The sequence below is a fragment of the Burkholderia sp. SIMBA_062 genome, from assembly GCF_046534765.1.
GTDB lineage: Bacteria > Pseudomonadota > Gammaproteobacteria > Burkholderiales > Burkholderiaceae > Burkholderia > Burkholderia ambifaria.
The window spans coordinates 64,731-88,915 of sequence record NZ_JAWRYD010000029.1 but is presented as its reverse complement, the minus strand read 5'-3'; the positions used below and the strand labels follow the sequence as shown (position 1 = coordinate 88,915).

Here is a 24,185-nt window from a genome sequence, read left to right as displayed (position 1 = left end):
TGGTTCACCATCGGCGCCGTATTCCACCGGACGAAACGCCTTCCATGCCAATTCATACGCTGACGATCATCGTGCTGGTCTTTCTGCTGGCCGGCGCGGTCAAGGGAATGATCGGCCTCGGGCTGCCGACGATCGCGATGGGGCTGCTCACGCTCGCGATGCCGCCCTCGGCGGCCGCGAGCCTGCTGCTCGTGCCGTCATTCATCACCAATGTGTGGCAGTTGTGGCTCGGCCCGTCGTTCGGGCCGTTGCTGCGACGTCTGTGGCCGCTGCTCGCCGGGCTGACGATCGGCACGCTGACAGGCGGGCTGCCCGCGCTCGCGGCCGGCAGCACGTGGACGCACGCGGCGCTCGGCATCGTGCTGGTCGCCTACGGCTGCTGGGGGCTTGCCGCCGCGCGGCTGCCCGCGCCGGGGCGTCACGAGAAGTGGCTGTCGGCCGTGGTCGGCTACCTGACGGGCGTCGTGACGGCCGCGACCGGCGTGTTCGTCGTGCCGGCCGTGCCGTACCTGCAGGCGCTGCGCCTGCCGAAGGACGACCTGATCCAGGCGCTCGGGCTGTCGTTTACCGCGTCGACGATCGCGCTCGGCCTGCAGTTGCGCGTGACGGGCGCGCTGCAGACCGTCGACCTCGGTGTATCGGCGCTGGCGCTCGTGCCGGCGCTCGCGGGAATGGTCGGCGGGCAATACGCGCGGCGCGTGATGAGCGAGCAGGCGTTCAAGCGCTGCTTCTTCGTCGGGATGATCGCGCTCGGTGCCTACATGGCCGTGACCGGATTGCGTTAAGGATCGGGACGGCCCGCATCGTCACAGCTGCGCTTCGATCGCGGCCTTGTCGATCACGGACCAGACCTGCCGGATCCTGCCGTCGTGAAATTCGTAGAACACGTTCTCGGCGAACGTCACGCGCGTGCCGTCCACCGCGAGCCCCATGAAGGTCCCTTTCGGCGCGCAGGCGAAGCGAAGCCGGCAGGCGACGCGCGGCGGTTCGCACACGAGCAGCCGGATTTCGAAATGGAGATCCGGGATGTCGCGGAAATCCTGCTCCAGCATCGCGCGGTAGCCGGTGAGGCCGAGCGGCCGGTCGTTGTGGATCACGTTGTCGGCGACGTACTGGCCGAGCGCCGGCCAGTCCTGCCGGTTCAGGCAGTCGATGTATGCGCGGTAGCGCATCGCGAGGTCAGTTGCGGTCATGGCTGCGGTTTCCTCCTCGTGTTTCGCGCGGTGGTTCCGGATGGCGCGCGTCGTTCAGCGCGGCGGTGTCTCGCCCGACAGATACGACACGAACGCCTGCGTGTATTTCGGCAGCGCATCGAACGACCGCGCGCAGAGCGTCAGCTTGCGGTGGCTCCACGCGTCGGACAGCTCGACGAGCCGCACGTCCATCGTCTGCATCGCGCGCTCGGCCGCGTGGCGCGACACGATGCCGATGCCCACGCCGCTTTCGATCACGCGGCAGATCGCATCGAAACTCTTCAACTGCACACGGTAGCGAATCCGCTTGCCGAGCGCACGCGCCTGGTCCGCGAGATGGACCTGCAGCGCGCTGCCGTCGGTCAGTCCGATGAAATCCGCGTCGGCGATTTCGTCGAACGCGACCGTCTCGCGCGCGGCGAGCGGATGCCCGGCCGGCACGACCGCGATCAGCCAGTCCTCGCGGAACGGCTTCTGTTCGAGCCCGCCGAGCCCGACCGAATCGGCGACGATGCCGACCTCGGCCGTCTTGTTGCGGATCGCGTGGACGATCTCCTGGCTCGAGCGCTCCTCGACGCTGATCGACAGTTTCGGATGATGCGGCAGATACGCGGCGAGCGCGTTGGGCAGGTATTCGCTCAGCGACGCCGTGTTGCACAGCAGCCGGATATGCCCGCGCAGCCCCTGGCCGTATTGCTGCAGTTCGCCGCGCATGTGGTCGATCTGCTGCAGCACCGTGCGCGCGTGGTGCTCCAGCGCGCGGCCGGCGTCGGTCACCTGGGTGCCCGACTTGGCCCGGTGCAGCAGCGGCACGCCGAGTTCGTCCTCCATCCCGCGGATGCGCTCGCTCGCGGCCTGCAGCGTGATGTGGGTGCGCTCGGCGCCGCCCGTGATCGTGCCGGCCTCGCAGATGTTCAGGAAGAGCCGCAGGTCGGTCAGGTCGAAGCGCATGGTGGGAGCAGGGGGCGCGTAACGATTGGAATGGCCGATACGTTAGCAGGAACCGCCGCGCCGGTCTCAGGCTGGGCTTGAGGCCCCGTTCGCCGGTTCCGCATTTTCGGGGCGGGATCGATACCGGATCATGGCCGCATATCGCCGGGGGAGACTGTCATGCGGATCGATTCGTCGTGGGGTGTGTCGTTCAAGATCGCATTGCACGTGCTGTTCCTGTGCATCGGTGTCGCGTGGGCGTGCGCGGAGCTGGTCAACTGGCTGCGCTGAGCGGGCGGCCGGCGCAGGCCGGCTCGCTGTTTGAAATAACGGCCCGACACGAAATTTTTTCCGCATCGTGCGCCCAAAGCTGTCAAGTTTTTCCGAATTCGACCGTATTACCGGTAACAAGCGTCTGCCGACGCCGGGCTCGTGATCGTTTGTCATCATTGTTTGCATCCGGTTACACGTTGGCCGTTCCGTTTTTGAGATGCTTGAAAGATTGTCAAACCGGAGTCGATCGTCCATGAAACTGCGCGAGATTTGCCGCAAGTCGGCGTGGCTGTCTGGCCTGGCCGCCGTGCTCGTCATGGCCGGTTGCGCCAGCCAGCCGTCCGTCCCGCCGAGCGACACGCTGGCGGGAGCGCCGTCGGGCCAGCCTGCCGTCGCGCGTGCGGCCACGCCCGCGACGCCGCCGCCTGCGCCGATTCTCGTCGCACAGAAGTACGTGGTGAAACGCGGCGACTCGCTGACGGGCATCGCGTCCGCGAACGACTGCAGCGTCGCCGACCTGCGCACCTGGAACAAACTGGACGCGCGCGGCAAGCTGCGCATGGGGCAGGTGCTGCGCATCGTCCGGCCGCAGCCGTTGCAGGCGCCGGCGGCGAATGTCGGCACGCAGGTCGGCGCGAACGGTTCGACGGGCGCGGGCCCGGCGAGCGCGTCGACGGCGAGCGACCGGCAGGTCGTGAAGGAAACCAAGCGGCATGCGGGCGGGGTGGCGCTCACGTGGCCCGCGCAGGGCAAGATCGTCGACGCGTTCCGGCCGGGGCAGAACCGCGGCATCCAGATCGCCGGCCGCCCGGGCGACCCGGTCCGCGCGGCGGCAGACGGCCGCGTGATGTATGCGGGCACCGGCCTGAACGATTACGGCAGCCTGATCATCGTCCAGCACAATGCCGATTTCCTGACCGCGTATGCGCACAACCGCAAGCTGCTCGTGAAGACCGGCGACATCGTGCGCCAGGGCGACGAGATCGCCGAGATGGGCGACGTCGACAACTCGCGTGTCGCGCTGCTGTTCGAGGTGCGGCGCGACGGCAAGCCCGTCAATCCGATGCCGTACCTGCCTTCGTCGCAAGGCTGAAGCGGGCCGCGCCGCTGGAACGCGGCCGCGCTCGCTGTTACGCTAGGGTGATTGTTCATGGGAGTCCCGCGTCCGCGGGGCCGACGGGCGTCTTGGGGGATGCGTGGCGAATGCCGTCGCGAGCCGGCCGTCGGCGTGAACGCGTGCGTATCGACGATGCGTGCGTGGCTCCCTGCCACCGTTTCCGACAGAACACCACTCATCCATGGAATATTCTCCGACACGCCGCTCGCTGTTGCTCGCCGCCGTCGCCGCGCCGTTCGTCGCCGCGTGCTCGTCGGCGCCCGTCGCCGACCAGGCGCGCGCCCATGCTGCCCAGGCGGAACTTGGCGCGCTCGAAAAGGCATCGAACGGCCGGCTCGGTGTCGCCGTACTCGATACGTCGAACGGCACGCGCATCGCGCATCACGCGCGCGAGCGCTTCCCGCTGTGCGGCACCTATGCGGTCGTGGCGGCCGCCGCGATCCTCGCGCGCGGTTCGCTCGATGCATCGCTGCTGCCGCGCCGCATCCTGTATCGCCGCTATGAAGTCGTGGCCGGCTCGCCGGTCACGGAAAGTCATGTCGATACGGGGATGACGATCGCGCAGCTGTGCGCGGCGATGCTGCAGTCGGGCGACAAGGGCGCCGGGAACCTGCTGATGGGCGTGCTCGGCGGCCCGCAGGCCGTCACGTCGTTCGCGCATGAAAGCGGCGACACGGTGTTCCGGCTCGACCGCTGGGAACCCGAACTGAACCAGGCCGCGCCCGGCGACGAGCGCGATACGTCGACGCCGGTCGCGATGGTCGACATGCTGCAGTTGCTGCTGCTCGGCGATACGCTGCGCGAGCCGCAGCGTGCGCAACTCACCGAATGGATGACCGGCGGCGCGCGCGGCGCGACCGGGATCGCGGCCGGCGTGCCGCCCGGCTGGCGTATCGCGGACAAGGCCGGCACCGGCGGCTACGGCACGACGACCGACATCGCCGTGCTGTGGCCGCCGTCGCGCGCGCCGATCGTGCTGGCCGTGTCGTTCACGCAGCCGCGTGCCGACGCGGCTGCCCGCGCGGATGTCGTCGCGTCGGCGGCGCGCATCGCGACGGGCGCGCTCACCGCAACGGCCTGAGCGTCCGACGCACCTCGCGTAAAGCCGGCGTTTGGCTTATCGTGTCGATCAGCGCGCGCCGGTGCCGGCGCGCGGCCTTGCCGCGCCGTGCTTCGGTGCGGTTGTTTCGTCTACCCCCTCGTCATGCGCCGACTTCCGCCCCTGCACGCGCTGCAGATCTTCTCGACCGTGGCCCGCCACCGCAGCTTCACGCGCGCGGCCGAGCAGCTGTGTCTCACGCAAGGCGCGGTCAGCCGGCAGATCCAGACGCTCGAGGCGCATTACGGATTCCCGTTGTTCAAGCGGCACGCGAAGGGCCTCACGCTGACGGCGGAGGGCGAGCAATTGCTGCCGGTGGTCGACGAGAGCTTTGCGCGGATCGACGACATCTCGATGAAGCTCACGCGGCAGCGCACCGATCTCGCGCTGAAGGTGCCGACCTGCGTGATGCGCTGGATGCTGCCGCGCATCATGCGCTTCCAGGGCGAGCATCCCGATCTCCATGTGCAGATCACGACCGCGTGGCAGCACGTCGTCGATTTCTCGACCGAGCCGTTCGATGCGGCGGTCGTCTATGGCACGTCGCCGGGCGCCGGCGTGTTCGCGCTGCCGCTGTTCGACGAGCGGCTGACGCCGGTGTGCGCACCCGAGTTGCGGCAGGCCGTACCGCTCGATGCGGTCGGCGATCTCGCGCGCCATACGCTGCTGCATCCGACTCGCGACCATCGCGACTGGCGCGCGTGGCTCGATCACGCGGGCGAGCGCGCCGTCGATGCGGAGCGCGGGCCGACCTTCGATACGCTCGACCTCGCGACCAACGCGGCGATGCAGGGCTTCGGCGTCGCGATCGGCGACGTGACGCTAGTCGACGACGACGTCAGTGCGCGCCGGCTCGAACGGCCGTTCGACATCGTGCTCGAAACAGGCGCCCGCTACTTTTTCGTCTATCCGGAGAATCTCGGCAGCCAGCAGAAGATCCGCGCGTTCAGCGACTGGATCGCGCGCCATCGCGACTGATGCACGGCCGCTCCGGCAGCGCGTCTCACTGGTAGGTCACGACGGCGATCATCGGCGCACGCGCGTTGCCCGGACGGTCAGGTAAAACGATTGCGCGCGAGGTCTGCGTAAAGGTCGTGGTCTTGATCGTGCGCAGGCTGGCCGCGTCGACGAACGCGACTTGGCCGCTCGCCGGGCGCGGGCAGTCGGGCCGCACCTGCGCATGCGCGGTGTTGGCCGTGTCGAGCGCGAACGCGCATGGCGGCTCGACGATCATGCCGGTGAAGTGGATGATGCCGCCCGTGTCGGCGGCAAATGATGAGGACGACGCCAGAAGCGAGACAGCCAGGGCAACCGAAGCGGCAAACGGGCGATGCTTCATGACAGGCTCCAGAGGGCAAGCGCGTCGCAGCCGGGCCGCTCGAATGGCAGTCCTCAACGCCGCGATGCTGTATGCGTAAACGGCAAATCCATCGGACCTCTTGAATGAAAAATCGGAAATAACGGACATAGGCAAACGGCGCCGTATTCCTCAAATCAATTTATCTCAAATTTGTGGAGGCGCAAGGCAGGGTATTGCCGGGGGTGTAGGCTGGCGGGAAGAGCGGCGAAGAGCTGGGGAGGCCGCCGCTCGATCGTTGAAGACTCAACGAGCGGACGATCCGGTGAATCGCGGTGGGCCAAAAGAAAACGGCCGCTCATGACGAGCGGCCGTATCGCATCGGAGCGAGCGATGTGGCGATCAGCCTGCGCGCTTGCGCACCGCGCCGACTACCACGAGCAGCACGATTGCGCCGATGATCGACGCGATCCAGCCTGCGCCCTGGCCCGGCGCATACCAGCCGCCGGCGCGACCGATGTAGCCTGCGACGAGCGAGCCGACGACGCCGAGCACGACGGTCATCAGGATGCCCATCTTGTCGTCGCCGGGCTTGAGCGCGCGGGCGAGGAGGCCGACGATGAGCCCGACCACCAGGGTTTCGATGAATTGCAGCATGAATGCCTCCCGATTGCTGTTGAGTTGTTGACGAAAGGAAATGGACTCGCCTGGCGCACCGGGGTTCCCCGTGGAGTCGAACCGGTGCGGGCGTGCCGAGTATCGCACGCCGCGCGAGTCGCGCGGATGTCACGGCGGCGGCGCATCGGTCATTGGCAGTCGAGCAGAACCTGCGCCGCGGCGTGAACCGAACCGGTGAATAACCGGCCGGCGGAGCATGAGCGCGGCCGGCATATCGTATTGCGCTCGGGTCATGTCACGCGCTGCGCGCACCGGCGCGCGCAGCGTCGTACCGTCGTCGCGCGCCGCGTGTCAGGCTGCCGGCGCGTCGATTGCCGGATCCAGGCGGCGATAGCCTTCGGTCGCGCGCAGCAGCGTGCGCGTGTAGTCGCGTGCGACCTGCCCGGCCCGCACGTCCTCGATCCGCAGCTGTTCGACGATCTCGCCGTGCTGCATCACCGCGACGCGCTGGCACAGGAAGCCGATCACCGCGAGGTTGTGGCTGACGAGGATCATCGTCAGGTTGCGTTCGCGATGCAGGCGGCGCAGCAGGTTGAGGATTTCGGCCTGCACCGATACGTCGAGCGCGGACGTCGGCTCGTCGAGCAGCAGCACGCGCGGCTCGACGATCAGCGCGCGCGCGATCGCGACGCGCTGGCGCTGGCCGCCCGACAATTGGTGCGGATAACGGAAGCGGAACGTCGGGCCGAGCCCGACCTCGGACAGCGCGCGGGCGATCCGCGCATCGGCGTCGTCGATCCCGTGGATCGACAGCGGCTCGCGCAGCGTCTGGTCGACCGTGAAGCGCGGATGCAGCGACGCGTACGGATCCTGGAACACCATCTGCACCTGGCGGCGGAATGCGCGCTCGGGCGTGCCGCCGACGGGCCGGCCGTCGATGGACAGGCTGCCGCCCGCGAGCGGCACGAGGCCGGTCAGCGCGCGCAGCAGCGTCGACTTGCCTGAGCCCGATTCGCCGACGAGCCCGAACACCTCGCCGTCGCGCACCGCGAAGCTTGCGTCGCGCACGGCGTCGACGTGACCCGTGCGGGTCGGGAAACGGATCGATGCGTGATCGACGTCGATCATCGTGCGGCCTCCTGCGGCATGTGAGAGGTCGGCGCGGGCGCAGCGGCGTCGAGCCACGCCGGATCGCGCCGCAGCACCGGCAGTTCGTCCGGCGGGTTCGCGAGCGGCGGGTTCGCCGCGAGCAGCCCGCGCGTGTACGGATGCGTCGCATCGCGCAGGTCGCGCGCGGCGCAGGTTTCGACCACGCGCCCCGCATACATCACCGCGACGCGATCGCAGAACGACATCACGAGCGGCAGGTCGTGGCTGACGAACATCAGCCCCGTGTTGTGCCGCGCGATCATCGCGTCGAGCACCGCGAGCACCTGCATCGACACCGCGACGTCGAGCGCGGAGGTCGGCTCGTCGGCGACCAGCAGGCGCGGGCCGGTCGACACCATCATCGCGATCATCACGCGCTGGCCCATGCCGCCCGACAGCTCGTGCGGATACGCATCGGCCACGCGCGCCGGATCGCGAATCTGCACGGCCGCGAGCGCTTCGACGATCCGCTCGCGCAGCGCGCGGCCGCGCAAGCCCGGCTCGTGCCGCCGGAACGCCTCGCCCATCTGCTTCGCGACGGTCATCACCGGGTTCAGCGAATACTTCGGATCCTGAAGGATCATCCCCATCTGGCTGCCGCACAGGCGCCGCCGCTCGCTGGCCGACATCGCGAGCAGGTCGCGGCCCGCGAAGCGCATCGTGCGGGCCGACCAGCGTGCGGCCTCGGGCAGCAGGCCGAGCAGCGCGCGGCCCGTCAGCGATTTGCCGGAGCCCGACTCGCCGACGATGCCGAGCCGTTCGCCTGGCGCGAGCGTTAGCGACAGGTCGCGCACCGCGTCGGTGACGACGCCGTCGTGCCCGCGAAAGCCGATTTTCAGGCCGTCGATCTCGCAGAGCGGGGCGGGCGCGGTGGTCGAATTCATCGGCATGTCATGCTCCATGGCGGGGATCGAAGACGTCGCGCAGCCCGTCGCCAAGCAGGTTGAACGCGAGGCTCACGAGCAGGATCGCGATGCCGGGCAGCGTCGCGACCCACCACGCGTCGAGCAGCACGTTGCGGCCCGACGCGACCATGAAGCCCCACTCGGGGCTCGGCGGCTGCGCGCCGAGGCCGAGAAAGCCGAGGCCCGCGACGGTCAGGATGATGCCGGCCATGTCGAGCGTCGCGCGCACGATCACCGACGACATGCACAGCGGCATGATGTAGCGCAGCAGGATACGTGGGCCCGACGCGCCTTGCAGCCGCGCCGCATGGATGTAGTCGGCCTGCGCGATGCGGATCGTTTCGGCGCGCGCGAGCCGCGCATACGCGGGCCACGCGGTGATCGAGATCGCGACGACCGCGTTGATCACGCCGGGCCCGAGCGCGGCCGCGAATGCGAGCGCGAGCACGATCTTCGGGAACGCGAGCGCGATGTCGGTGATGCGCATCAGCACGCTGTCGACGAAGCCGCCGCAATAGCCGGCCGTCGTGCCGATCAGCAGGCCGATCGGCACGACGATCACGACGACGAGCAGCGCGATGCCGAGCGTGAGGCGAGAGCCTGCGATCATCCGCGAAAGGATGTCGCGGCCGAGCTGGTCGGTGCCGAGCCAGTGCGATGCGGAGCCGGGCGGCAGCAGGCGGTCGGACAGCACCTGGCGCAGCGGATCGTGCGGCATGATCAGCGGGCCGACGATCGCGACGACGATCAGCGCAACCAGGATCGCGAGTCCGAACAGGTTGAGCGGATTGGCGGCGAAACGGCGCCAGCGGCGGTAGGCGAGGCCGAACGCGGCCTGCGAGCGCGACGCGGGCGCATCGGAAAGCAGCCACGCGCGCAGCGTGGGATGTGCGGCATTCATGGTCGGGTGGCCTTCGGCGTGGACGGTGACGGAAGCAGGATGGAAACGGTCATGTCGAAGCGGCCCTCAGCGCGCACGCGGATCGAACACGCGGTACAGCGCGTCGGTCAGCAGGTTGACGGTGATGAACATCATGCCGATCACGAGGGTCGCGCCGAGCACCGCGTTCATGTCGGCGTTCAGGAGCGCGCCGGTCAGGTACGAGCCGAGCCCCGGCCACGCGAACACGATCTCGGTCAGCACCGAGCCTTCGAGCAGGTTGCTGTACGTGAGCGCGATCACGGTGAGCAGCGGCACCGCGATGTTGCCGAACGCATGCCGCCAGATCACGCGCCGCTCGGACAAGCCCTTCGCGCGCGCGGTGACGATGTATTCCTGGCTCAGCTGGTCGAGCATGAACGAGCGCGTCATGCGGCTCAGATACGCGACCGAGTAGTAGCCGAGGATCGCGGCCGGCAGCGCGATGTGCGACACCGCGTTGCGGAACACGTCCCACTCGCCGGCAAGCGCCGCGTCGAGCAGCAGGCTGCCCGTGCGCGGGTCGACCATCCCGTCGTACACGGGATCGAGCCGGCCCGGGCCGCCGACCCAGTGCAGCCGCGCATAGAACAGCAGCAGCCCCATGAGCCCGAGCCAGAACACCGGCACCGAATTGCCGATCAGGCCGACGAAGCGTGCAATGTGGTCGATCGGCCGGTTGTGCTTCACCGCGGCCGCGACGCCGAGCGGCACGCCGATCGCGATGCCGATCAACGTCGCGATCGTCGCGAGTTCGAGCGTGGCGGGGAACACGCGCCTGATGTCGTCGAGCACGGGGTTCGACGTCAGCAGCGACATGCCGAGATTGCCGTGCAGCACGTCGCGCGCGTAGATCAGGAACTGCGTGGCGAGCGGCTTGTCGAGGCCGAGTGCGATGCGTTCGGCCGCGTAGGCCTCGGCCGACGCGCGATCGCCGAGGATCGCGAGCACGGGATCGATCGGCACCTTGCGGCCGATCACGAACGTCAGCGCGAGCAGCCCCGCGAACGTGACGGCGAGCGTGAGCGCCCAGCGCAGCGCGCGTAGCACCCAGCGTACGGCCGGGCGCCGCGCGGGCAGCGTGCGCAGTGCTTCGAGGGAGGAGGCGGGAGTCGACATGCGGTGAACCTTATTGCTTCTTCAGGTTACGGTACGACACGAGATCGTTGATTGGCCCGACGTCGAGCCCGCTCACGCCCGGCCGCGTCGCGACCTGCGCGACCTTCTCGAACATGATCACGAACGGCGAGCGCACGAGCATCTCCTTCTGCATCGCCTGGTACCGCTGCGCGCGTTGCGCGGCGGTCGGCTCGGCGAGCGCGGCGTCGGTTTCCTTCGTCAGTTGCGCAATGTCCCAGCTGTTGCGCCAGGCCAGCATCTTATAGCTCGATTTGTCGGAGTTGTCGGGGTTCCATGCGAAACCCTGCGCGTTGCTGTGCGGGTCGATGTAGTCGGCCGACCATTCGCCGATGTAGATGTCGTGCTGGCGTGCGCGGTATTTCGCGAGCGTCTGCTTGTTGTCGCCGGGGACCAACTGCACCTTGACGCCCGCCTGCGCGAAGTTCGCCTGCACGGCCTGCGCGATCTCCGTGTACGGATAGTCGTTGCGCACGTCCATCGTCACCGAGAAGCCGTTCGGCACGCCGGCCTTCGCGAGCAGCGCCTTCGCCTTCGCGACGTCGAGCTTGTACGGGTTCGAATTCAGCGTGCCGAGGAAGCCTTCGGGCAGGAAGGTCTGGTGCACCTTGTAGGTCGTCTTCACGACGTTGGCCTGGATCCCCGCATAGTCGACCAGCCACTTCAGCGCTTCCTGCACGTCGGGCTTCGCGAGCGTCGGGTTCTTCGTGTTCAGGCCGAGATACAGCAGCGTCGCCTGCGGCGAGGCCGCGACTTTCGCCTTGCCCGACTTGACGACCGACGCGAGATCGTCGGGGCTCAGGTCGCGCGCCGCGTCGACGTCGCCGTTTTCCAGCAGCAGCCGCTGGCTCGCCGCTTCAGGCACGTGGCGCAGCACGATGCGCTTCATCGCGAGCGGCAGCCGGTAGCCGTCGAAGCGTTGCAGCACGATGCTGTCGCCGGCGCTCCACTTGACGAGCTTGTACGCGCCGGAGCCGGCCTCGTTGGTCTTCAGCCACGCGTTGCCGAAGTCGTTGCCCTGCTGGTGCGACAGCAGCAATTTCTTGTCGAGCACCGACGCGGGCCACGAGCCCAGCACGTTGAGCACGAAGGTCGGCGCGTATTTGTGATCGGTCGTGATCGACACCGTCTGGTCGTCGACCTTCTTCACGTTCGCCGCGACGTTGGCCTTCGTGAGCCCGATGCCGGTCAGCACCGCGGCCGGGCCCTTGTCGAGCAGCACCGCGCGCTGGATCGACCACGCGACGTCGTCGGCCGTCAGCGGGTTGCCCGAGTGGAACTTGAGGCCCGAGCGCAGCTTGAACGTATAGGTCAGCCCGTCGGGGCTCACGGTCCACGACTGCGCGACGTCGCCGTTGAATTTCGACGGGTCGCGCAGGTCGACTCGTACGAGCCGGTCGTACGTGTTCGCGACGTATTCCTCCGGCACCAGCTCGTAGATCTCGCCGGGATCGAGCGTCGTGAATTCGTCGAGCAGCGTGGCCATCACGAACATGTCCTTCGGCGTTTCCGCGCGGGCGGCGGAAAGCGGAACGGCGGCGAACAAGGACGCGGCGGCCAGCGCCGCGATGAGCCGGGAGGTCGGGAATTTCATGGGCGCTTCTCCATCTGTCGTTTGAGTCGTTGAACGTGAACGTGCAGGAAAAAGGGGGCGTGCAGCGTCGTCACATCAGGCGCCACGGGCCGCTCGCCGCGTTGTCGATCGGCGGCAGCGCGCGCGAGCCGGGTAGTTCGTAGTGCCACCATTCGCTGTCGATATGCGCGAAGCCGGCCGCATGCATCACGCCGAGCAGCAGCAGCCGGTTGCGTTGCACTTGTTCGGGCAACCCCGCGTGAAAGTGGCCCGACGCGGCCACCATCTCGTCGAAGCCGGTGCCCATGTCGAGCGGCTCGCCGTTCGCGCCGACGAGCGTCAGGTCCAGCGCGGTGCCGCGGCTGTGGTTCGACCCGCGGCCGAGATCGGCGACGAAGTTCGGATCCGGCAGGAAATCCCACAGCACCTGCTGCGCCTGCGGCGGGCGGTACGCGTCGTAGATGCGCAGCGTGAAGCCGGCCTGCGCGGCGACGTCGACCGCGCGGCGCAGCGCGGCTTCGGCCGGCTCGACCAGCAGACAGTGCGCGTTGCGGTAGATCGGCTTGCCGGTCAGGTTGCGCTCGCTCGCGTAGACGAGATCGATCTCGACGCGATGCGTGGCGGGTGTGATTTCGACGAGGCGGGGCGGGTTCATCGGCGCTCGGGTGCTCAGGATTCGAATTGGTCGAACGTGTGCTGCAGTTCGCGGTTGCGCGCGACGCGCCGGTCGATCGCGGGACCGAGGCGGTCGACCACGGCGGTAATGAGCAGGTTGAACAGGCAGGTGAGCGGCGCGAGCGAATCCCAGAACTGGCCGACGTCGGTCTTTACCTGCAGCAGATCGGCCGGCCATTCGCGCGCCCACGGGCAATAGAGATCGGTGACCAGCGCGAACGGCTGGCCGCGCTCGGCGGCCGCCTGGCAATAGCGGCGCGCGCTGCGCGAATAGGCGCGCATGTCGGTGACGATGCAATACGGCCGCTCGAACTCGGAATTCAGCGAGTCGACGTACGAGCCCGATTGACCGTCGGAATAGAACACGCGTGGGCGCAGGTATTCGAGATAGCTGCTGAACGCATTGCTGATGCCGCGGGTCGACTGGATGCCGAGGATGAATACGGCATCGGCATGCGCGATCCGGTCCGCGACCTGCGCGAACACCGGTTCTTCGGCGAGCCGGTACACGTGGCGGATCGCGTCGAGTTCGCGATCGAGCGACGACGCGAGCGTGCCGCTGCTGCGATCGCTGTCGCGTTCGCCTGCGGCCGTTTGCGTGGCGGCGGCGCGGCGGTATTCGTCGAGGCGGTCGGTGATCATCCACGGGCGGTCGCCGCCGCCACGCAGCTCGCGTTTCAGGTCGTCGAGATTCCGGTAGCCGACGCTGCGCAGGAACCGCCCGACCGAAATGCCGCTGGTGCCGGTCTGCTGCGCGATCTGGTCGGCGGTTTCGAGGCCGAGCCGATCGAGGTTCGCGAGCATGTAGCTCGCGATGCGCTTCGCGGTCGGCGTCAGCTCGGCAAAGCGGGATTCGACGGTATGGGCGAATGCGCAGGTCATCGGGCCGTTAGATCGTTGTCATTTGATGATTTGATGTCATCTATCTAACAAAGCCAAAATCATGGGCGCCATCGAATAAAAACTATGGATCGGCGCATTTCGATAGGGTAAGAGAGGTTCCCCTCGCGATTACAAAGTCCCAACTCGATCAGCTTTACTCATTAATCCAGGTTAATAATTCATTTAATTTTTAAGTCGACTTGTATTTAACTTGCGTCACGGCATGCCGATTTTCGAAAAATGAAAAAGCGGTGAACGTCCGTAGTGAATATTCGATTAATTGAAATGGTGAAGAGGCAACCATGACGAATCTTTCTCGACGCAGGATGTTGACGAGCACGGCGGGCGCGATTGCCGCCGCCGGCATTGCGGTAACGGCCAAGGCGGCTTCGTTCGGCAATCCGGACAGCCCGCCGGAAGGGGCGATAAACGCGCGCAACAAGCAGGGATTGACCGACCCGGGGCCGAAGAATCCTGCATTGGCGAATCAATTCCCGTCTTTCCAGGATCCGCCGGCCACCGATATCAACGGCATGCCGTTATTCTGGGCGTCATTCAATAACGCGCATAAACGCATTCAAAACGGCGGATGGGCGCGCGAAGTCACGCAGGACGATTTCGCGATTTCGGAAACCATTTCCGGCGTGAACATGCGGTTGACGCGCGGCGGCATTCGCGAGATGCATTGGCACCAGCAGGCCGAGTGGGCAATCATGCTCGACGGCCGCTGCCGGATCACCGTGCTCGACGAACTGGGACGCCCGTCGGTGCAGGATGTGAAAACCGGCGATCTCTGGTATTTCCCGCCCGGCCTGCCGCACTCGCTGCAGGGAATCGGCACCGACGGCGCCGAATTCATGCTCGCATTCGACAACGGCCGCGCGTCCGAATTCAACACGCTGCTGCTGACCGACTGGGTCGCGCATACGCCGCCGGACGTGCTGGCGCTCAACTTCGGCGTGCCGGCCGACACGTTCAAGAACATTCCGCTCGACAACCTGTGGATCTTTCAAGGCGACGAGCCGGGGCCGCTCGCGGACGCCCAGCGTGCATCCGCGTCTTCGGCCGGTGCGCCGCCGCACCCGTTCATCTTCTCGCTCGGCGCGATGAAGCCGTTCAAGAAGACGCGCGGCGGCGAGGTGCGGATCGCCGACAGCACGAACTTCAACGTATCGCAGACGATCGCGGCGGCGCTCGTCACCGTGCATCCGGGCGGCATGCGCGAGCTGCATTGGCATCCGAATGCCGACGAATGGCAGTACTACCTGCAGGGCGAAGCGCGGATGACCGTGTTCGACACGGGGCCGAAGGCGCAGACGGCAGACTTCCGCGCGGGCGACGTCGGTTACGTGAAAAAGAGCCTCGGACACTACGTGCAGAACACCGGCAACACCGATCTCGTGTTCCTCGAAATCTTCAAGACCGACCGCTACGCGGAGGTGTCGCTGTCCGACTGGCTCGCGCACACGCCGCCGAAGCTCGTCGAGGCACACCTGAATATCGCGCCTGACGTGCTCGCGCGGTTTCCGCGCAATCGTCCCGACGTCGTGCCGCTGTAACGCCGCAGCGGCCGGCAAGCGGCAGGCCGGCCGCCGGGCCCGCTCCAGGGCCAGCCTTCCTCATTCGAACGGAACCCGACCATGATTCCCATCACGAGCAAATCCAGCAGCGGCTTCGCGCTGCCCGATCTGTCCACCGATCGCGCCGATCCCGCCGATGGCGCGGCACGCGCCGCGCTGGAAGGGCGTCGCACCGGCATCGCCGCGCTGTTGCCGTTCGTCGGCCCGGCCGTGATCGCATCGATCGGCTATATGGACCCCGGCAACTTCGCGACCAACATCCAGGCCGGCGCCGCGTACGGCTACCGGCTGCTGTGGGTCGTGCTCGCCGCGAACGCGATCGCGATGCTGTTCCAGGCGATGTCGGCGAAGCTCGGCATCGTGACCGGTCGCAACCTCGCGGAGTTGTGCCGCGACCATTTCCCCGCGCCGATCGTGTGGAGCATGTGGATTGCATCGGAGATCGCCGCGATGGCGACCGATCTGGCCGAATTCCTCGGCGGCGCGCTCGCGTTCGCGCTGCTGTGCCACCTGCCGCTGTTCGCGGGGATGATCGCGACGGCGCTCGCGACTTGCGCGATCCTCGCGCTCGAGAAGCGCGGCTTCCGGCCGCTGGAAGCCGCGATCGCGGCGCTGGTCGGCGTGATCGGCGCGTGCTATCTCGGCGAGCTGATGATCGCGCCGCAGGACTGGCAGGCGGCCGCGTTCCATCTCGTCGTCCCGCAGATTCCCGATCGAGCGGCGCTGACGATCGCGGTCGGGATCATCGGCGCGACGATCATGCCGCATACGCTGTATCTGCATTCGGGCCTTACGCAGGATCGCATCGCGCCGCGCGACGACACGGAGCGGCGCCGGCTCATGCGGTTCTCGAACCGCGAGGTCGTCGTCGCGCTCGGCCTCGCCGGTTTCGTGAATCTCGCGATGGTGATGATGGCGTCGTCGGCGTTCCACGCCAGCGCGCCGGGCATGGCCGATATCGGCGACGCTTATCACACGCTGATCCCCGTGCTCGGGCCGGCGGCCGGCGTGCTGTTTCTCGTCGCGCTGCTGACGTCGGGGGTGTCGAGCTCGGTGGTCGGCACGATGGCCGGGCAGGTCGTGATGCAGGGCTTCATTCGGCGCCGCCTGTCGGTCTGGATGCGGCGCGCGGTGACGATCGCGCCCGCGTTCGCGGTGGTCGCGTGCGGCTGCGACGTCACCCGCGCGATGGTCGCGAGTCAGGTGGTGCTGAGCTTCGTGCTGCCGATGCCGATGATCGCGCTGCTGATTCTGTCGGCGCGCAACGACGTGATGGGGCGCTACGCGATGCGGATGCCGTTGCGGATCGTCGCGGGCGCGGCCACGGTCGTGATCGTCGGGCTGAACGCGTATCTGGTGTGGGCGGCGTTCAACTGAACGCCGCGCGCGGCGCAGGCGGGGCGACGGCGCCCGGGCGGCGGCCCCGAGCGGCCGCACGGGTAGCGCCGTGAAGCTATTTTTTCAACGTCCGGTAGGACACCAGATCGTTGATCGGCCCGATCTCCGGCCCGGTCGTGCCGGGGCGCGTGGCGACCTGCACGACCTTCTCGAACATGATGATGAACGGCGAGTTCGCGAGCACGGACTTCTGCAGCGCCTCGTAGCGCTGCGCGCGCTTCGCGGACGACGGCTCGACGAGCGCGGCCTCGGTATCCTTCGTCAGCTGCGGGATGTCCCAGCTGTTGCGCCACGCGAGCATCTTCGTCTTCGACTGGTCGGAATTGTCAGGATTCCATGCGAACCCGCGCGCGTTGCTGTTCGGGTCCATGTAGTCGGGCGACCATTCGCCGATGAAGATGTCGTGCTGGCGCGCGCGGTACTTGCCGATCGCCTGCTTCGCATCGCCCGGGATCAGCTTCACGCGGATGCCGGCCTGCGCGAAGTTCGCCTGCAGCGCCTGCGCGATCTCGATGTACGGATAATCGTTCGGCATGTCCATCGTCACGTCGAAGCCGTTCGGCAAGCCGGCCTTCGCGAGCAGCGCCTTCGCCTTCGTAACGTCGAGCTTGTACGGGTTCGAATTCAGCGTGCCGAGGAAACCTTCGGGCAGGAAGGTCTCGTGCACCTTGTAGGTCGTGCTGACGATGTTGCGCTGGATGCCGTCGTAGTTGACGAGCCACTTCATCGCCTGCTGCACGTCCGGCTTCGCGAGATTCGGGTTCTTCGTGTTCAGGCTCAGGTACAGCAGCGCGGACACCGGCCACGACGCGACCTTGATCTTGCCGGCCTTGCTCAACGCGGCGAGGCTGTCGGGGCTCAGGTTGCGCGCGGCGTCGACGTCGCCGTTCTCGAGCAGCAGCCGCTGCGCGGACGCCTCGGGCACGTGGCGCAGCACGACGCGTTTCATCGCGTACGGCGCGCGGTACTTGTCGAAACGCTGCAGCACGATGCTCTCGTTCGGCGACCACTTGACGAGCTGGTACGGGCCCGAGCCCGCGTCGTTGGTCTTCAGCCAGCCGCTGCCGAAATCGTTGCCCTGCTGGTGCGACATCAGCAGCTTCTTGTCGAGCACCGACGCCGGGCACGCGCTCAGCACGTTGAGCACGAAGCTCGGCGCGTACTTGCGGTCGGTTTCGAGCACGAAGGTCTGCGGATCGACCACGCGCACCTTCTGCATCACGTTCGCCTTCGTGAGACCGAGATCGGCGAGCACGCCGGCCGGGCCCTTGTCGAGCTGGATGGTGCGCTGCAGCGACCATGCGACGTCGTCGGCGGTGACCGGGTTGCCGGAATGGAAGGTCAGGCCCGGGCGCAGCTTGAACGTGTAGGTGACGCCGTCGGCGCCGACCGTCCAGGATTGCGCGATCTGCCCGTCGAAGTGCGTCGGGTCCTTCAGGTCGACCCGCACGAGCCGTTCGTAGGTGTTCGCGACGTACTCGGACGGCACGAGCTCGTAGATTTCGCTCGGGTCGAGGGTCGTGAATTCGCCGAGCTGGGTGGCGACGACGAAGATGCCGGGCGGCGTCGCGGCCTGCGCCGGCAGCGCCGGAACAAGCGCGACGAGCGCGGCGCTGACGAACAGCCGGGACAGCAGATGCTTCATGCGGGCTCCGTGGAAAGGGAATCGTGGTGCGATTCTCTCATCGACGGCGGCCCGGATGAAAATATTCGACGGGCGCGCATGACGGCGCCCGCGGTACGGCATGCGGGCCGGGCGGGGCGCCCGGCACCGGCGGCGCTCAGATCACGCAGCGCGCGATCGCGAAGCGCATCGCTTCCTCGGCTGGTTCGCTGCCCGAGCCGCGCACGACCTTGACGACCGAGCCGTTGCCCGACGGCGTGAGCGTGACGAAGTACGAGCGCGAGCCGACGGTGATGTCGGTCACGCCGTTGTGCTGCGACTGCTCGGTGCCGGACAGGCGGCTGTCGAGGCAGTTGGCGATCGCGTGTGCCGGGCGCGCCGACGACACGTACATCATCGGCGCCGAGCCGGACGCGGCCGAGTTCGACGAAGGCGCGGAACCGCAGGCGGCGAGCAGGGCGGCGGGAAGGAGCAGCAGGAATCGTTTCATGATCGGAATCGTCGTGGGTCGTGTCGAGGCTGGGGCGCGGGGTACGCGAAACGCGGAGCTTCGCGACGAAACCGCCGGAATCGTGCCGTTTTTGACGGTCGATACGGGCGGCGGCTGACGTCGGAGTATACCCGCGGCACTTGACGCATACGGCCTGCTGAAACGATTCGATACATAAGCGCCCGCTGTCGCGCGGCGGCAGCGGGCGTTTCAAAGGATGGCGAATCGACGCTTGTCGGCGTTACTGGCCGATCTTGTGGCCGACCGCGTTTTCCTGCCGGTTCAGCCCGTGCTTTTCGCTCGAACAGCGATAACGGCGTGCGATCAATGCGCGCCCGCTGCCGCCGCGTCCGCATCGCCGCCTGCCGAGCGCGCCGGCTTGGTAATCCAGATCAGCGGAATGATCGCGATGAAGATGATCGCCGACACGTAGAAGATATCGTTCAGCCCCATCACGGCCGCCTGCGAATCGACCGAGCTGTTGAAGAACGCGAGCGCCGAATCGGGGCTCAGGTGCAGCAGCGAACGCGTTGCGTCCTGCTGCTGCGTGAAGATCGGGTTGCCGGCGCTCGCCTGTTCGGTGAGCCGGACGTGATGCAGGATCGTGCGGTCGTTCCACGCATTGCTGATCAGCGACGTGCCGACCGCGCCGCAGAACGTGCGGCCGAAATTCGACAGGCCGGCGGCCGCGGGAATCTTCTCCGGCGGCAGCCCCGACAGGATGATCGCCGTGAGCGGCACGAAGAACATCGCCATCGGAATGCCCTGCAGCAGCGTCGGCAGCACCAGATCCCAGTGCGACACGTCGGTGTAGAACGTCGTGCGCATCATGAACACGACCGCGAAGCCGACGAACGCGAGCGTCGCGATATAGCGCGGGTCGGTGCGCGACAGAAGGCGCCCCATCACCGGCGTGAGCAGGATCGCGAAGATCCCGAGCGGCGCGGTGGCGAGCCCGGAGTCGATCGCGCGATAGCCGAGATAGCCCTGCATCCATTGCGGCAGCAGCACCAGCGTGCCGAAGAACATCCCGTACGCGACCGAGATCGCGATCGTGCCGCCCGCGAAATTGCGCTGCGTGAAGAGCCGCAGGTCGACGATCGGATTGGCCTCGGTCAGCTCCCACACGAGAAAGAAAGCGAAGCCGACCAGCGCGACGATGCCGAGCGCGACGACGACGGGCGAATTGAACCAGTCGAGATCCTTGCCCTTGTCGAGCATGATCTGTAGCGACGCGACCCACAGCACGAGCAGCAGGAGGCCGACCATGTCGATCGGCAGGCGGCGCACGGGCGATTCGCGATCCCGGAACACGAACCACGTGATGGCCGCCGCGAAGAAACCGACCGGAACGTTGATGTAGAAGATCCACGACCAGTTGTAGTCGTAGGTGATCCAGCCGCCGAGCGACGGCCCCGCGATCGGGCCGACGAGCGCGGTCATCGACCACAGCGCGAGCGCCGTCGCCGATTTCTGCCGCGGCCATGCGCCGAGCAGCAGCGCCTGCGACAGCGGCGCGAGCGGCCCGGCAACCGCACCCTGCAGGACGCGCGCGGCGAGCAGCGTCGGCAGGTTCGGCGCGATCCCGCACAGCCACGACGCGAACACGAACAGCAGGATCGACGTGACGAACAGGCGCACCTGGCCGAAGCGCTGCGTGAGCCAGCCCGTCAATGGAATCGACACGGCGTTCGCGGCCGCGAAGATCGTGATCACCCACGTGCCTTCGTCGACCGACACGCCGAGGTCGCCCGAGATCGTCGGGATCGCGACGTTCGCGATCGACGAATCGAGCACGTTCATGAACATCGCGAGCGATACCGCGATCGTGCCGATCGCGAGCCGGCCGCCCGTCAGGGGGCCTGGAGTGGACGAAGAGGACATGGCGTTCCTGCGTGATGGACGAAAGCCGTACGGCGCGCGCCGTACACGCGCGGCGGCCCGACAAGCGGCGCCGTCGCGTGCGGTGTACGGTTCGATCGGTGGTCTGGATTGCGAAGCCGTGGCGGGCTTCGCGGGGCGGGCTATCGCCGGTCAGGAGGGTGCGGCGCGGGTGATGCGCCGGCGGGCAGCCGGTGCGTGGCTGCCGTAGCGTGTGTGGTTGTTTTTCATCGCCACAGGCTAACCATGCGGCGAACGGCGATCAATGCTCGCGCGCTCATTAATTCCTTTCCTGCACCGCAATAATGTAGTCGACGTGCATCGATTGCCGCTCGTGCGTGGCCGGTTACGGCGCGGTTCGCCACGTGGCGAACAGTTCCGTCATGAACTCGACGAACGCACGCACCTTGCTGTCGAGCGTGGCGCGGCGCGGATAGAGTACGTGAAGCTCGACGTCGTTCGTCCGGTGCCAGTCGGGCAGCACGATCTCGAGCTCGTTCCTCTCGAGCCGCCGCGCGGTGAAGTGCGTGGAGATCAGCGCGATCCCGCCGCCGCTCGTGGCCTGTCGCAGCACCGTGACCGATTCGTTCGAGATCAGGACGGGCTGCACCGGGACGTCGGCCACTTCGCCGTCCGTGTTGCTGAGCCGTAGCGTCAGGCCGGGCGCATCGCGGCCGACGAACAGGATGTCATGTTGCGCGAGATCGTTCGGCGTGCGCGGCCGTCCGGTGCGATCGAGGTAGGCCGGACTCGCGGCGAGCTTCGCATGCGACCAGCCGAGCGAGCGCGCGACGTAGCCCGAATCGTTCAGCTGGCCCGCGCGCAGCGCGACGTCGAAGCCGTGCTCGACGAGGTCGAGCGGGCTGTTGTCGTAGATCAGTACCAATTGCACCAGCGGGTGACGCCGGCGAAATTCGGCGAGCGCCGGTTCGAGCTGAAACAGGCCGATCGCATAGGGCACCAGCACGCGCAGCGTGCCTTCGGGGTCGGTTCGAAGCGTGCGGACCTGGCGATCCGCGTCGAGCAGGATGTCCTCCGCGCGCAGGCAGCGTTCGTAGTAATCGCGCCCGGCTTCGGTGACGGACACGCGGCGCGTGGTCCGGTACAGCAACTGCACGCCGAGATCGTCCTCGAGATGCTTGACCTTGCGGCTCACGCGACTGAGCGGCATGTCGAGTTCCACGGAGGCGGCGGTGAAGCTGCCGCGCTCCACGACGCGCAAGAATATTCGGATGCTATCGAGATTCATACAAGCTTGTTACGTGTTCAGCGTGCGCGCATCTTACCGTCGTCGGTCCGACCGCTGCATTTTCATGTCAGTTATCCAGATTATTCCGTACGCTGCAATACCGCATTCCGTTCAGCCCGGTAGTGACGCGTACCGCACGATCGTATGCTCGGCGCATGAAATTTACCATCCCCGGCTTGCCGCCGATCGCGGCCGTGCGCGCCGCGCTGCGCGATGCGCGGCCCACACTGCCGCCCGGCGCGCTCGGCTTCGCGCTGCGCAATACCGCCGCGTCGTTGCTCGCGCTCTATATCGCGTTCCGGATGAATCTGGACGATCCGAAATGGGCCGCGTCGACCGTGTGGATCGTCGCGCAGGGCAGCCGCGGAATGGGGCTGTCGAAGAGCCAGTACCGGATTCTGGGCACCGCGATCGGTGCGGCAGTAGCACTGGCGCTGACCGGCGCGTTCGCGCAGACGCCCCAGTTGTTCCTGCCGGCACTCGCCGCATGGATCGGCCTGTGCACGGGCATCGCGACGTTCCAGCGGAATTTTCGTGCGTATGCGGCGGTGCTCGCGGGCTATACGGCCGCGATCGTCGCGATGGATGCGGTATCCGCGCCGCTGCATGCGTTCGATATCGCGGTCGCGCGGTTTTTGTACGTGGTGGTCGGCATCCTGTGCGGTGCGCTGTTTGAGACGGTGTTCGCGCCGGGCGCGCCGCTGAAGGACGTCCGCACGCGGCTCGCGCGCTATCTCGACCGCGCGGTGGCGGTCGGCGCGGGCGCGCTGCGCCGCGAGCCGAACGCCGCGGCCGCGCACCGGCTGTTCGCGGACGCGCTCGAACTCGATACGGCGGCCGAATATGCGGCCGCCGGCGCGCCGCCGGTGCGCAACATGATCGGCCATCTGCGCGTGGCGGCGCTCGGCGTGCTCGCCGCGCAGGCCGCCGGGCAGGCGATCCGCGAGCATGCGGCGCGCGACGGCGATGCGCCGGAACCGCTCGTCGACGAGGCGGCGAGCGTGCTTGGCCGGGTCGCGGTGTCGGGCGACGCGGCGCGCGAAATGGCGGCGCTGCGCGCACGCGTGGACGATGCGCTGCGTGTCGAAGCAGCCGTGCCGGCCGGCCCGGACACGTCGCGCCTGCTCACGCTCGACCGGCTGTCGGCGCTGCTCGGCGGGTTCGACCGCGCATTCGCGAGTCAGGCATTGCTCGACCGGTCGGCGCCACCGCCTGCACGCGTGCGCTACGCGTTCCACCGCGATCCGGTGCTCGCGTGCCACAACGGCATCCGCGCATTCATCGCGGTGCTGGCCGCGTCGGCGATCTGGATCTTCACCGCGTGGCCGGCGGGCGGCGGGTTCGTCGCGATCACGGCCGTGGTGAGCGCACTGTTTTCGACGCGCCCCAATTCGGTGCGTGCGATCGTCGGTTTCATGAAAGGCACGGCATGCGCGGCGGTCGCGGGTGTGGTCTGCAACTTCGCGCTGCTGCCCGCGATATCCGGCTTCGAGATGCTGGCCTACATTCTCGGCGTGTTCCTGGTCGGCACCGGCATCGCGATGCGCGATCCACGCACGGCCTCGATGGGCAGCGCGTTCTCGATCTTCTTCTGGAATTTCACGTCGCCGGACAACACGACGCGCATCGGCGACGCCGCGTTCCTGAATAGCGCGCTCGCGACGCTGCTCGGCATCGCGTTCGGCGCGCTGGTATTCGCGCTGGTGTTTCCCGGCGATCCCGGCACGAGCCGGCGACGCCTGCATCGCGCGGTGCGCGGCGATCTGGCGCGGATCGCGCGCGATCCGCAGGCGTGGTCCGCGAGCGCGTGGCTGAGCCGCACGGCCGACCGCCTCGCGCGCGAGCTCGGGTTCGCGGGCAGCGTGCCGCAGACGCTGATCGAGCGCGACATGCGCGATCTGCTCGCGATCTGGGGACTGGGCGACAGCCTGCTGTCGCTTGCCGAACTGGCCAGGCGCGAGCCGGCCGCGCGCCGCGCGGCGGCGGTGGTGCGCGGGTGCGTCGCACGGGCTGATTTCGCGCGGCTCGAACGAGCCTGCGACGCGGCGGGCCGCCTGTTGCAGCGGCGCTTGGCCGTACGCGACGGTGCCGATGCGCATGCGTTGCTGAACGGCGTGGTGCTGCTGCGTCGGATCGCGGACGCGGCAGCCAAGCATGGCGACTTCCTGCGTCGCCGCCGCGATTGAGCAGGGGCGG

At 67.6% G+C, this 24,185-nt stretch carries 24 protein-coding genes; 8 read left to right on the top strand and 16 right to left on the bottom strand.

Going from position 1 to position 24,185, the window contains the following annotated elements; genetic code table 11:
• The first annotated feature begins 44 nt into the window (after positions 1-44).
• Complete coding sequence (locus SB786_RS26895; RefSeq protein WP_410730125.1) at positions 45-785, top strand: sulfite exporter TauE/SafE family protein; 741 nt, start codon at positions 45-47, stop codon at positions 783-785.
• Positions 786-806: 21 nt separating this feature from the next.
• On the opposite strand, the gene SB786_RS26890 is transcribed toward SB786_RS26895, so the two are convergent.
• Together SB786_RS26890 and SB786_RS26885 are read right to left on the bottom strand one after the other, a co-directional pair.
• Complete coding sequence (locus SB786_RS26890) at positions 807-1,193, bottom strand: ester cyclase (protein ID WP_006755211.1); 387 nt, start codon at positions 1,191-1,193, stop codon at positions 807-809.
• Positions 1,194-1,247: 54 nt separating this feature from the next.
• Positions 1,248-2,144: a LysR substrate-binding domain-containing protein gene (locus SB786_RS26885; RefSeq protein WP_410730124.1), complete on the bottom strand. Its 897-nt coding sequence runs from the start codon at positions 2,142-2,144 to the stop codon at positions 1,248-1,250.
• A gap of 505 nt (positions 2,145-2,649) precedes the next feature.
• On the opposite strand from SB786_RS26885, the gene SB786_RS26880 reads away from it, so the two are divergent.
• From SB786_RS26880 to SB786_RS26870, 3 genes are all read left to right on the top strand, one after another.
• Positions 2,650-3,489, top strand: a complete 840-nt coding sequence (locus tag SB786_RS26880) for a peptidoglycan DD-metalloendopeptidase family protein (RefSeq protein WP_410730123.1) — start codon at positions 2,650-2,652, stop codon at positions 3,487-3,489.
• A 205-nt stretch (positions 3,490-3,694) separates the two neighbouring features.
• On the top strand, positions 3,695-4,594 hold the full coding sequence (bla, locus tag SB786_RS26875) for a class A beta-lactamase (protein ID WP_410730122.1): 900 nt from the start codon (positions 3,695-3,697) through the stop codon (positions 4,592-4,594).
• Positions 4,595-4,717: 123 nt separating this feature from the next.
• Positions 4,718-5,590, top strand: coding sequence for a LysR substrate-binding domain-containing protein (locus SB786_RS26870; RefSeq protein ID WP_410730121.1), 873 nt, complete (start codon positions 4,718-4,720; stop codon positions 5,588-5,590).
• Positions 5,591-5,615: 25 nt separating this feature from the next.
• On the opposite strand, the gene SB786_RS26865 is transcribed toward SB786_RS26870, so the two are convergent.
• The 10 genes from SB786_RS26865 to SB786_RS26820 form a co-directional block, all read right to left on the bottom strand.
• The gene (locus SB786_RS26865) at positions 5,616-5,951 is read right to left on the bottom strand and encodes a type 1 fimbrial protein (protein ID WP_410730135.1); all 336 of its coding nucleotides are present in this window, start codon (positions 5,949-5,951) and stop codon (positions 5,616-5,618) included.
• 360 nt (positions 5,952-6,311) lie between these two features.
• A complete protein-coding gene (locus tag SB786_RS26860) occupies positions 6,312-6,566 on the bottom strand; it encodes a GlsB/YeaQ/YmgE family stress response membrane protein (protein ID WP_006756292.1) in 255 nt (84 codons plus the stop codon).
• A gap of 312 nt (positions 6,567-6,878) precedes the next feature.
• Complete coding sequence (locus tag SB786_RS26855) at positions 6,879-7,655, bottom strand: ABC transporter ATP-binding protein (RefSeq protein WP_410730120.1); 777 nt, start codon at positions 7,653-7,655, stop codon at positions 6,879-6,881.
• The gene (locus SB786_RS26850; RefSeq protein WP_410730119.1) at positions 7,652-8,566 is read right to left on the bottom strand and encodes an ABC transporter ATP-binding protein; all 915 of its coding nucleotides are present in this window, start codon (positions 8,564-8,566) and stop codon (positions 7,652-7,654) included. The genes SB786_RS26855 and SB786_RS26850 overlap by 4 nt, the downstream gene beginning before the upstream one ends.
• Position 8,567: 1 nt before the next feature.
• The gene (nikC, locus tag SB786_RS26845) at positions 8,568-9,482 is read right to left on the bottom strand and encodes a nickel transporter permease (RefSeq protein WP_410730118.1); all 915 of its coding nucleotides are present in this window, start codon (positions 9,480-9,482) and stop codon (positions 8,568-8,570) included.
• Positions 9,483-9,548: 66 nt separating this feature from the next.
• A complete protein-coding gene (locus tag SB786_RS26840; protein WP_410730117.1) occupies positions 9,549-10,619 on the bottom strand; it encodes an ABC transporter permease in 1,071 nt (356 codons plus the stop codon).
• A 10-nt stretch (positions 10,620-10,629) separates the two neighbouring features.
• Entirely contained in the window at positions 10,630-12,231 is a 1,602-nt protein-coding gene (locus SB786_RS26835) for an ABC transporter substrate-binding protein (RefSeq protein ID WP_410730116.1), read from the bottom strand.
• Positions 12,232-12,301: 70 nt separating this feature from the next.
• Complete coding sequence (gene ddpX / locus SB786_RS26830; RefSeq protein ID WP_410730115.1) at positions 12,302-12,865, bottom strand: D-alanyl-D-alanine dipeptidase; 564 nt, start codon at positions 12,863-12,865, stop codon at positions 12,302-12,304.
• 14 nt (positions 12,866-12,879) lie between these two features.
• Positions 12,880-13,767 (bottom strand): sap1 transcriptional regulator SapR, encoded by an 888-nt coding sequence (gene sapR, locus SB786_RS26825; RefSeq protein ID WP_410730114.1) that lies wholly within the window; start codon positions 13,765-13,767, stop codon positions 12,880-12,882.
• A gap of 190 nt (positions 13,768-13,957) precedes the next feature.
• The gene (locus SB786_RS26820; RefSeq protein ID WP_410730138.1) at positions 13,958-14,209 is read right to left on the bottom strand and encodes a hypothetical protein; all 252 of its coding nucleotides are present in this window, start codon (positions 14,207-14,209) and stop codon (positions 13,958-13,960) included.
• Between SB786_RS26820 and SB786_RS26815 the strand changes: the two genes are divergently transcribed.
• Together SB786_RS26815 and SB786_RS26810 are read left to right on the top strand one after the other, a co-directional pair.
• A complete protein-coding gene (locus tag SB786_RS26815; protein WP_232515113.1) occupies positions 14,094-15,326 on the top strand; it encodes an oxalate decarboxylase family bicupin in 1,233 nt (410 codons plus the stop codon). The genes SB786_RS26820 and SB786_RS26815 overlap by 116 nt on opposite strands.
• 81 nt (positions 15,327-15,407) lie before the next feature.
• Positions 15,408-16,724, top strand: coding sequence for an Nramp family divalent metal transporter (locus SB786_RS26810; protein ID WP_410730113.1), 1,317 nt, complete (start codon positions 15,408-15,410; stop codon positions 16,722-16,724).
• Between the two features lie 76 nt (positions 16,725-16,800).
• Here the strand turns inward: SB786_RS26810 and SB786_RS26805 are convergent, their stop codons facing one another.
• The 3 genes from SB786_RS26805 to SB786_RS26795 all read right to left on the bottom strand — a co-directional run bounded on the left by SB786_RS26805 (position 16,801) and on the right by SB786_RS26795 (position 20,743).
• On the bottom strand, positions 16,801-18,390 hold the full coding sequence (locus SB786_RS26805; RefSeq protein WP_410730112.1) for an ABC transporter substrate-binding protein: 1,590 nt from the start codon (positions 18,388-18,390) through the stop codon (positions 16,801-16,803).
• A 136-nt stretch (positions 18,391-18,526) separates the two neighbouring features.
• Entirely contained in the window at positions 18,527-18,859 is a 333-nt protein-coding gene (locus tag SB786_RS26800; protein WP_410730111.1) for a sugar ABC transporter ATPase, read from the bottom strand.
• Positions 18,860-19,183: 324 nt separating this feature from the next.
• On the bottom strand, positions 19,184-20,743 hold the full coding sequence (locus SB786_RS26795; RefSeq protein ID WP_410730110.1) for a DHA2 family efflux MFS transporter permease subunit: 1,560 nt from the start codon (positions 20,741-20,743) through the stop codon (positions 19,184-19,186).
• Between SB786_RS26795 and SB786_RS26790 the strand changes: the two genes are divergently transcribed.
• Positions 20,742-20,951 (top strand): hypothetical protein, encoded by a 210-nt coding sequence (locus SB786_RS26790; RefSeq protein WP_410730109.1) that lies wholly within the window; start codon positions 20,742-20,744, stop codon positions 20,949-20,951. The genes SB786_RS26795 and SB786_RS26790 overlap by 2 nt on opposite strands.
• A gap of 135 nt (positions 20,952-21,086) precedes the next feature.
• Here the strand turns inward: SB786_RS26790 and SB786_RS26785 are convergent, their stop codons facing one another.
• Positions 21,087-21,989: a LysR family transcriptional regulator gene (locus tag SB786_RS26785; RefSeq protein ID WP_410730108.1), complete on the bottom strand. Its 903-nt coding sequence runs from the start codon at positions 21,987-21,989 to the stop codon at positions 21,087-21,089.
• A 155-nt stretch (positions 21,990-22,144) separates the two neighbouring features.
• On the opposite strand from SB786_RS26785, the gene SB786_RS26780 reads away from it, so the two are divergent.
• On the top strand, positions 22,145-24,175 hold the full coding sequence (locus tag SB786_RS26780; protein ID WP_410730107.1) for an FUSC family protein: 2,031 nt from the start codon (positions 22,145-22,147) through the stop codon (positions 24,173-24,175).
• Positions 24,176-24,185: the final 10 nt, after the last annotated feature.

Coding starts and splice junctions, on each gene's coding strand:
- SB786_RS26895 (WP_410730125.1), top strand. CDS start 45: ATGCCAATTCATACGCTGACGATCATCGTGCTGGTCTTTCTGCTGGCC.
- SB786_RS26890 (WP_006755211.1), bottom strand. CDS start 1,193: ATGACCGCAACTGACCTCGCGATGCGCTACCGCGCATACATCGACTGC.
- SB786_RS26885 (WP_410730124.1), bottom strand. CDS start 2,144: ATGCGCTTCGACCTGACCGACCTGCGGCTCTTCCTGAACATCTGCGAG.
- SB786_RS26880 (WP_410730123.1), top strand. CDS start 2,650: ATGAAACTGCGCGAGATTTGCCGCAAGTCGGCGTGGCTGTCTGGCCTG.
- bla (WP_410730122.1), top strand. CDS start 3,695: ATGGAATATTCTCCGACACGCCGCTCGCTGTTGCTCGCCGCCGTCGCC.
- SB786_RS26870 (WP_410730121.1), top strand. CDS start 4,718: ATGCGCCGACTTCCGCCCCTGCACGCGCTGCAGATCTTCTCGACCGTG.
- SB786_RS26865 (WP_410730135.1), bottom strand. CDS start 5,951: ATGAAGCATCGCCCGTTTGCCGCTTCGGTTGCCCTGGCTGTCTCGCTT.
- SB786_RS26860 (WP_006756292.1), bottom strand. CDS start 6,566: ATGCTGCAATTCATCGAAACCCTGGTGGTCGGGCTCATCGTCGGCCTC.
- SB786_RS26855 (WP_410730120.1), bottom strand. CDS start 7,655: ATGATCGACGTCGATCACGCATCGATCCGTTTCCCGACCCGCACGGGT.
- SB786_RS26850 (WP_410730119.1), bottom strand. CDS start 8,566: ATGCCGATGAATTCGACCACCGCGCCCGCCCCGCTCTGCGAGATCGAC.
- nikC (WP_410730118.1), bottom strand. CDS start 9,482: ATGAATGCCGCACATCCCACGCTGCGCGCGTGGCTGCTTTCCGATGCG.
- SB786_RS26840 (WP_410730117.1), bottom strand. CDS start 10,619: ATGTCGACTCCCGCCTCCTCCCTCGAAGCACTGCGCACGCTGCCCGCG.
- SB786_RS26835 (WP_410730116.1), bottom strand. CDS start 12,231: ATGAAATTCCCGACCTCCCGGCTCATCGCGGCGCTGGCCGCCGCGTCC.
- ddpX (WP_410730115.1), bottom strand. CDS start 12,865: ATGAACCCGCCCCGCCTCGTCGAAATCACACCCGCCACGCATCGCGTC.
- sapR (WP_410730114.1), bottom strand. CDS start 13,767: ATGACCTGCGCATTCGCCCATACCGTCGAATCCCGCTTTGCCGAGCTG.
- SB786_RS26815 (WP_232515113.1), top strand. CDS start 14,094: ATGTTGACGAGCACGGCGGGCGCGATTGCCGCCGCCGGCATTGCGGTA.
- SB786_RS26810 (WP_410730113.1), top strand. CDS start 15,408: ATGATTCCCATCACGAGCAAATCCAGCAGCGGCTTCGCGCTGCCCGAT.
- SB786_RS26805 (WP_410730112.1), bottom strand. CDS start 18,390: ATGAAGCATCTGCTGTCCCGGCTGTTCGTCAGCGCCGCGCTCGTCGCG.
- SB786_RS26800 (WP_410730111.1), bottom strand. CDS start 18,859: ATGAAACGATTCCTGCTGCTCCTTCCCGCCGCCCTGCTCGCCGCCTGC.
- SB786_RS26790 (WP_410730109.1), top strand. CDS start 20,742: ATGGCGTTCCTGCGTGATGGACGAAAGCCGTACGGCGCGCGCCGTACA.
- SB786_RS26795 (WP_410730110.1), bottom strand. CDS start 20,743: ATGTCCTCTTCGTCCACTCCAGGCCCCCTGACGGGCGGCCGGCTCGCG.
- SB786_RS26785 (WP_410730108.1), bottom strand. CDS start 21,989: ATGAATCTCGATAGCATCCGAATATTCTTGCGCGTCGTGGAGCGCGGC.
- SB786_RS26780 (WP_410730107.1), top strand. CDS start 22,145: ATGAAATTTACCATCCCCGGCTTGCCGCCGATCGCGGCCGTGCGCGCC.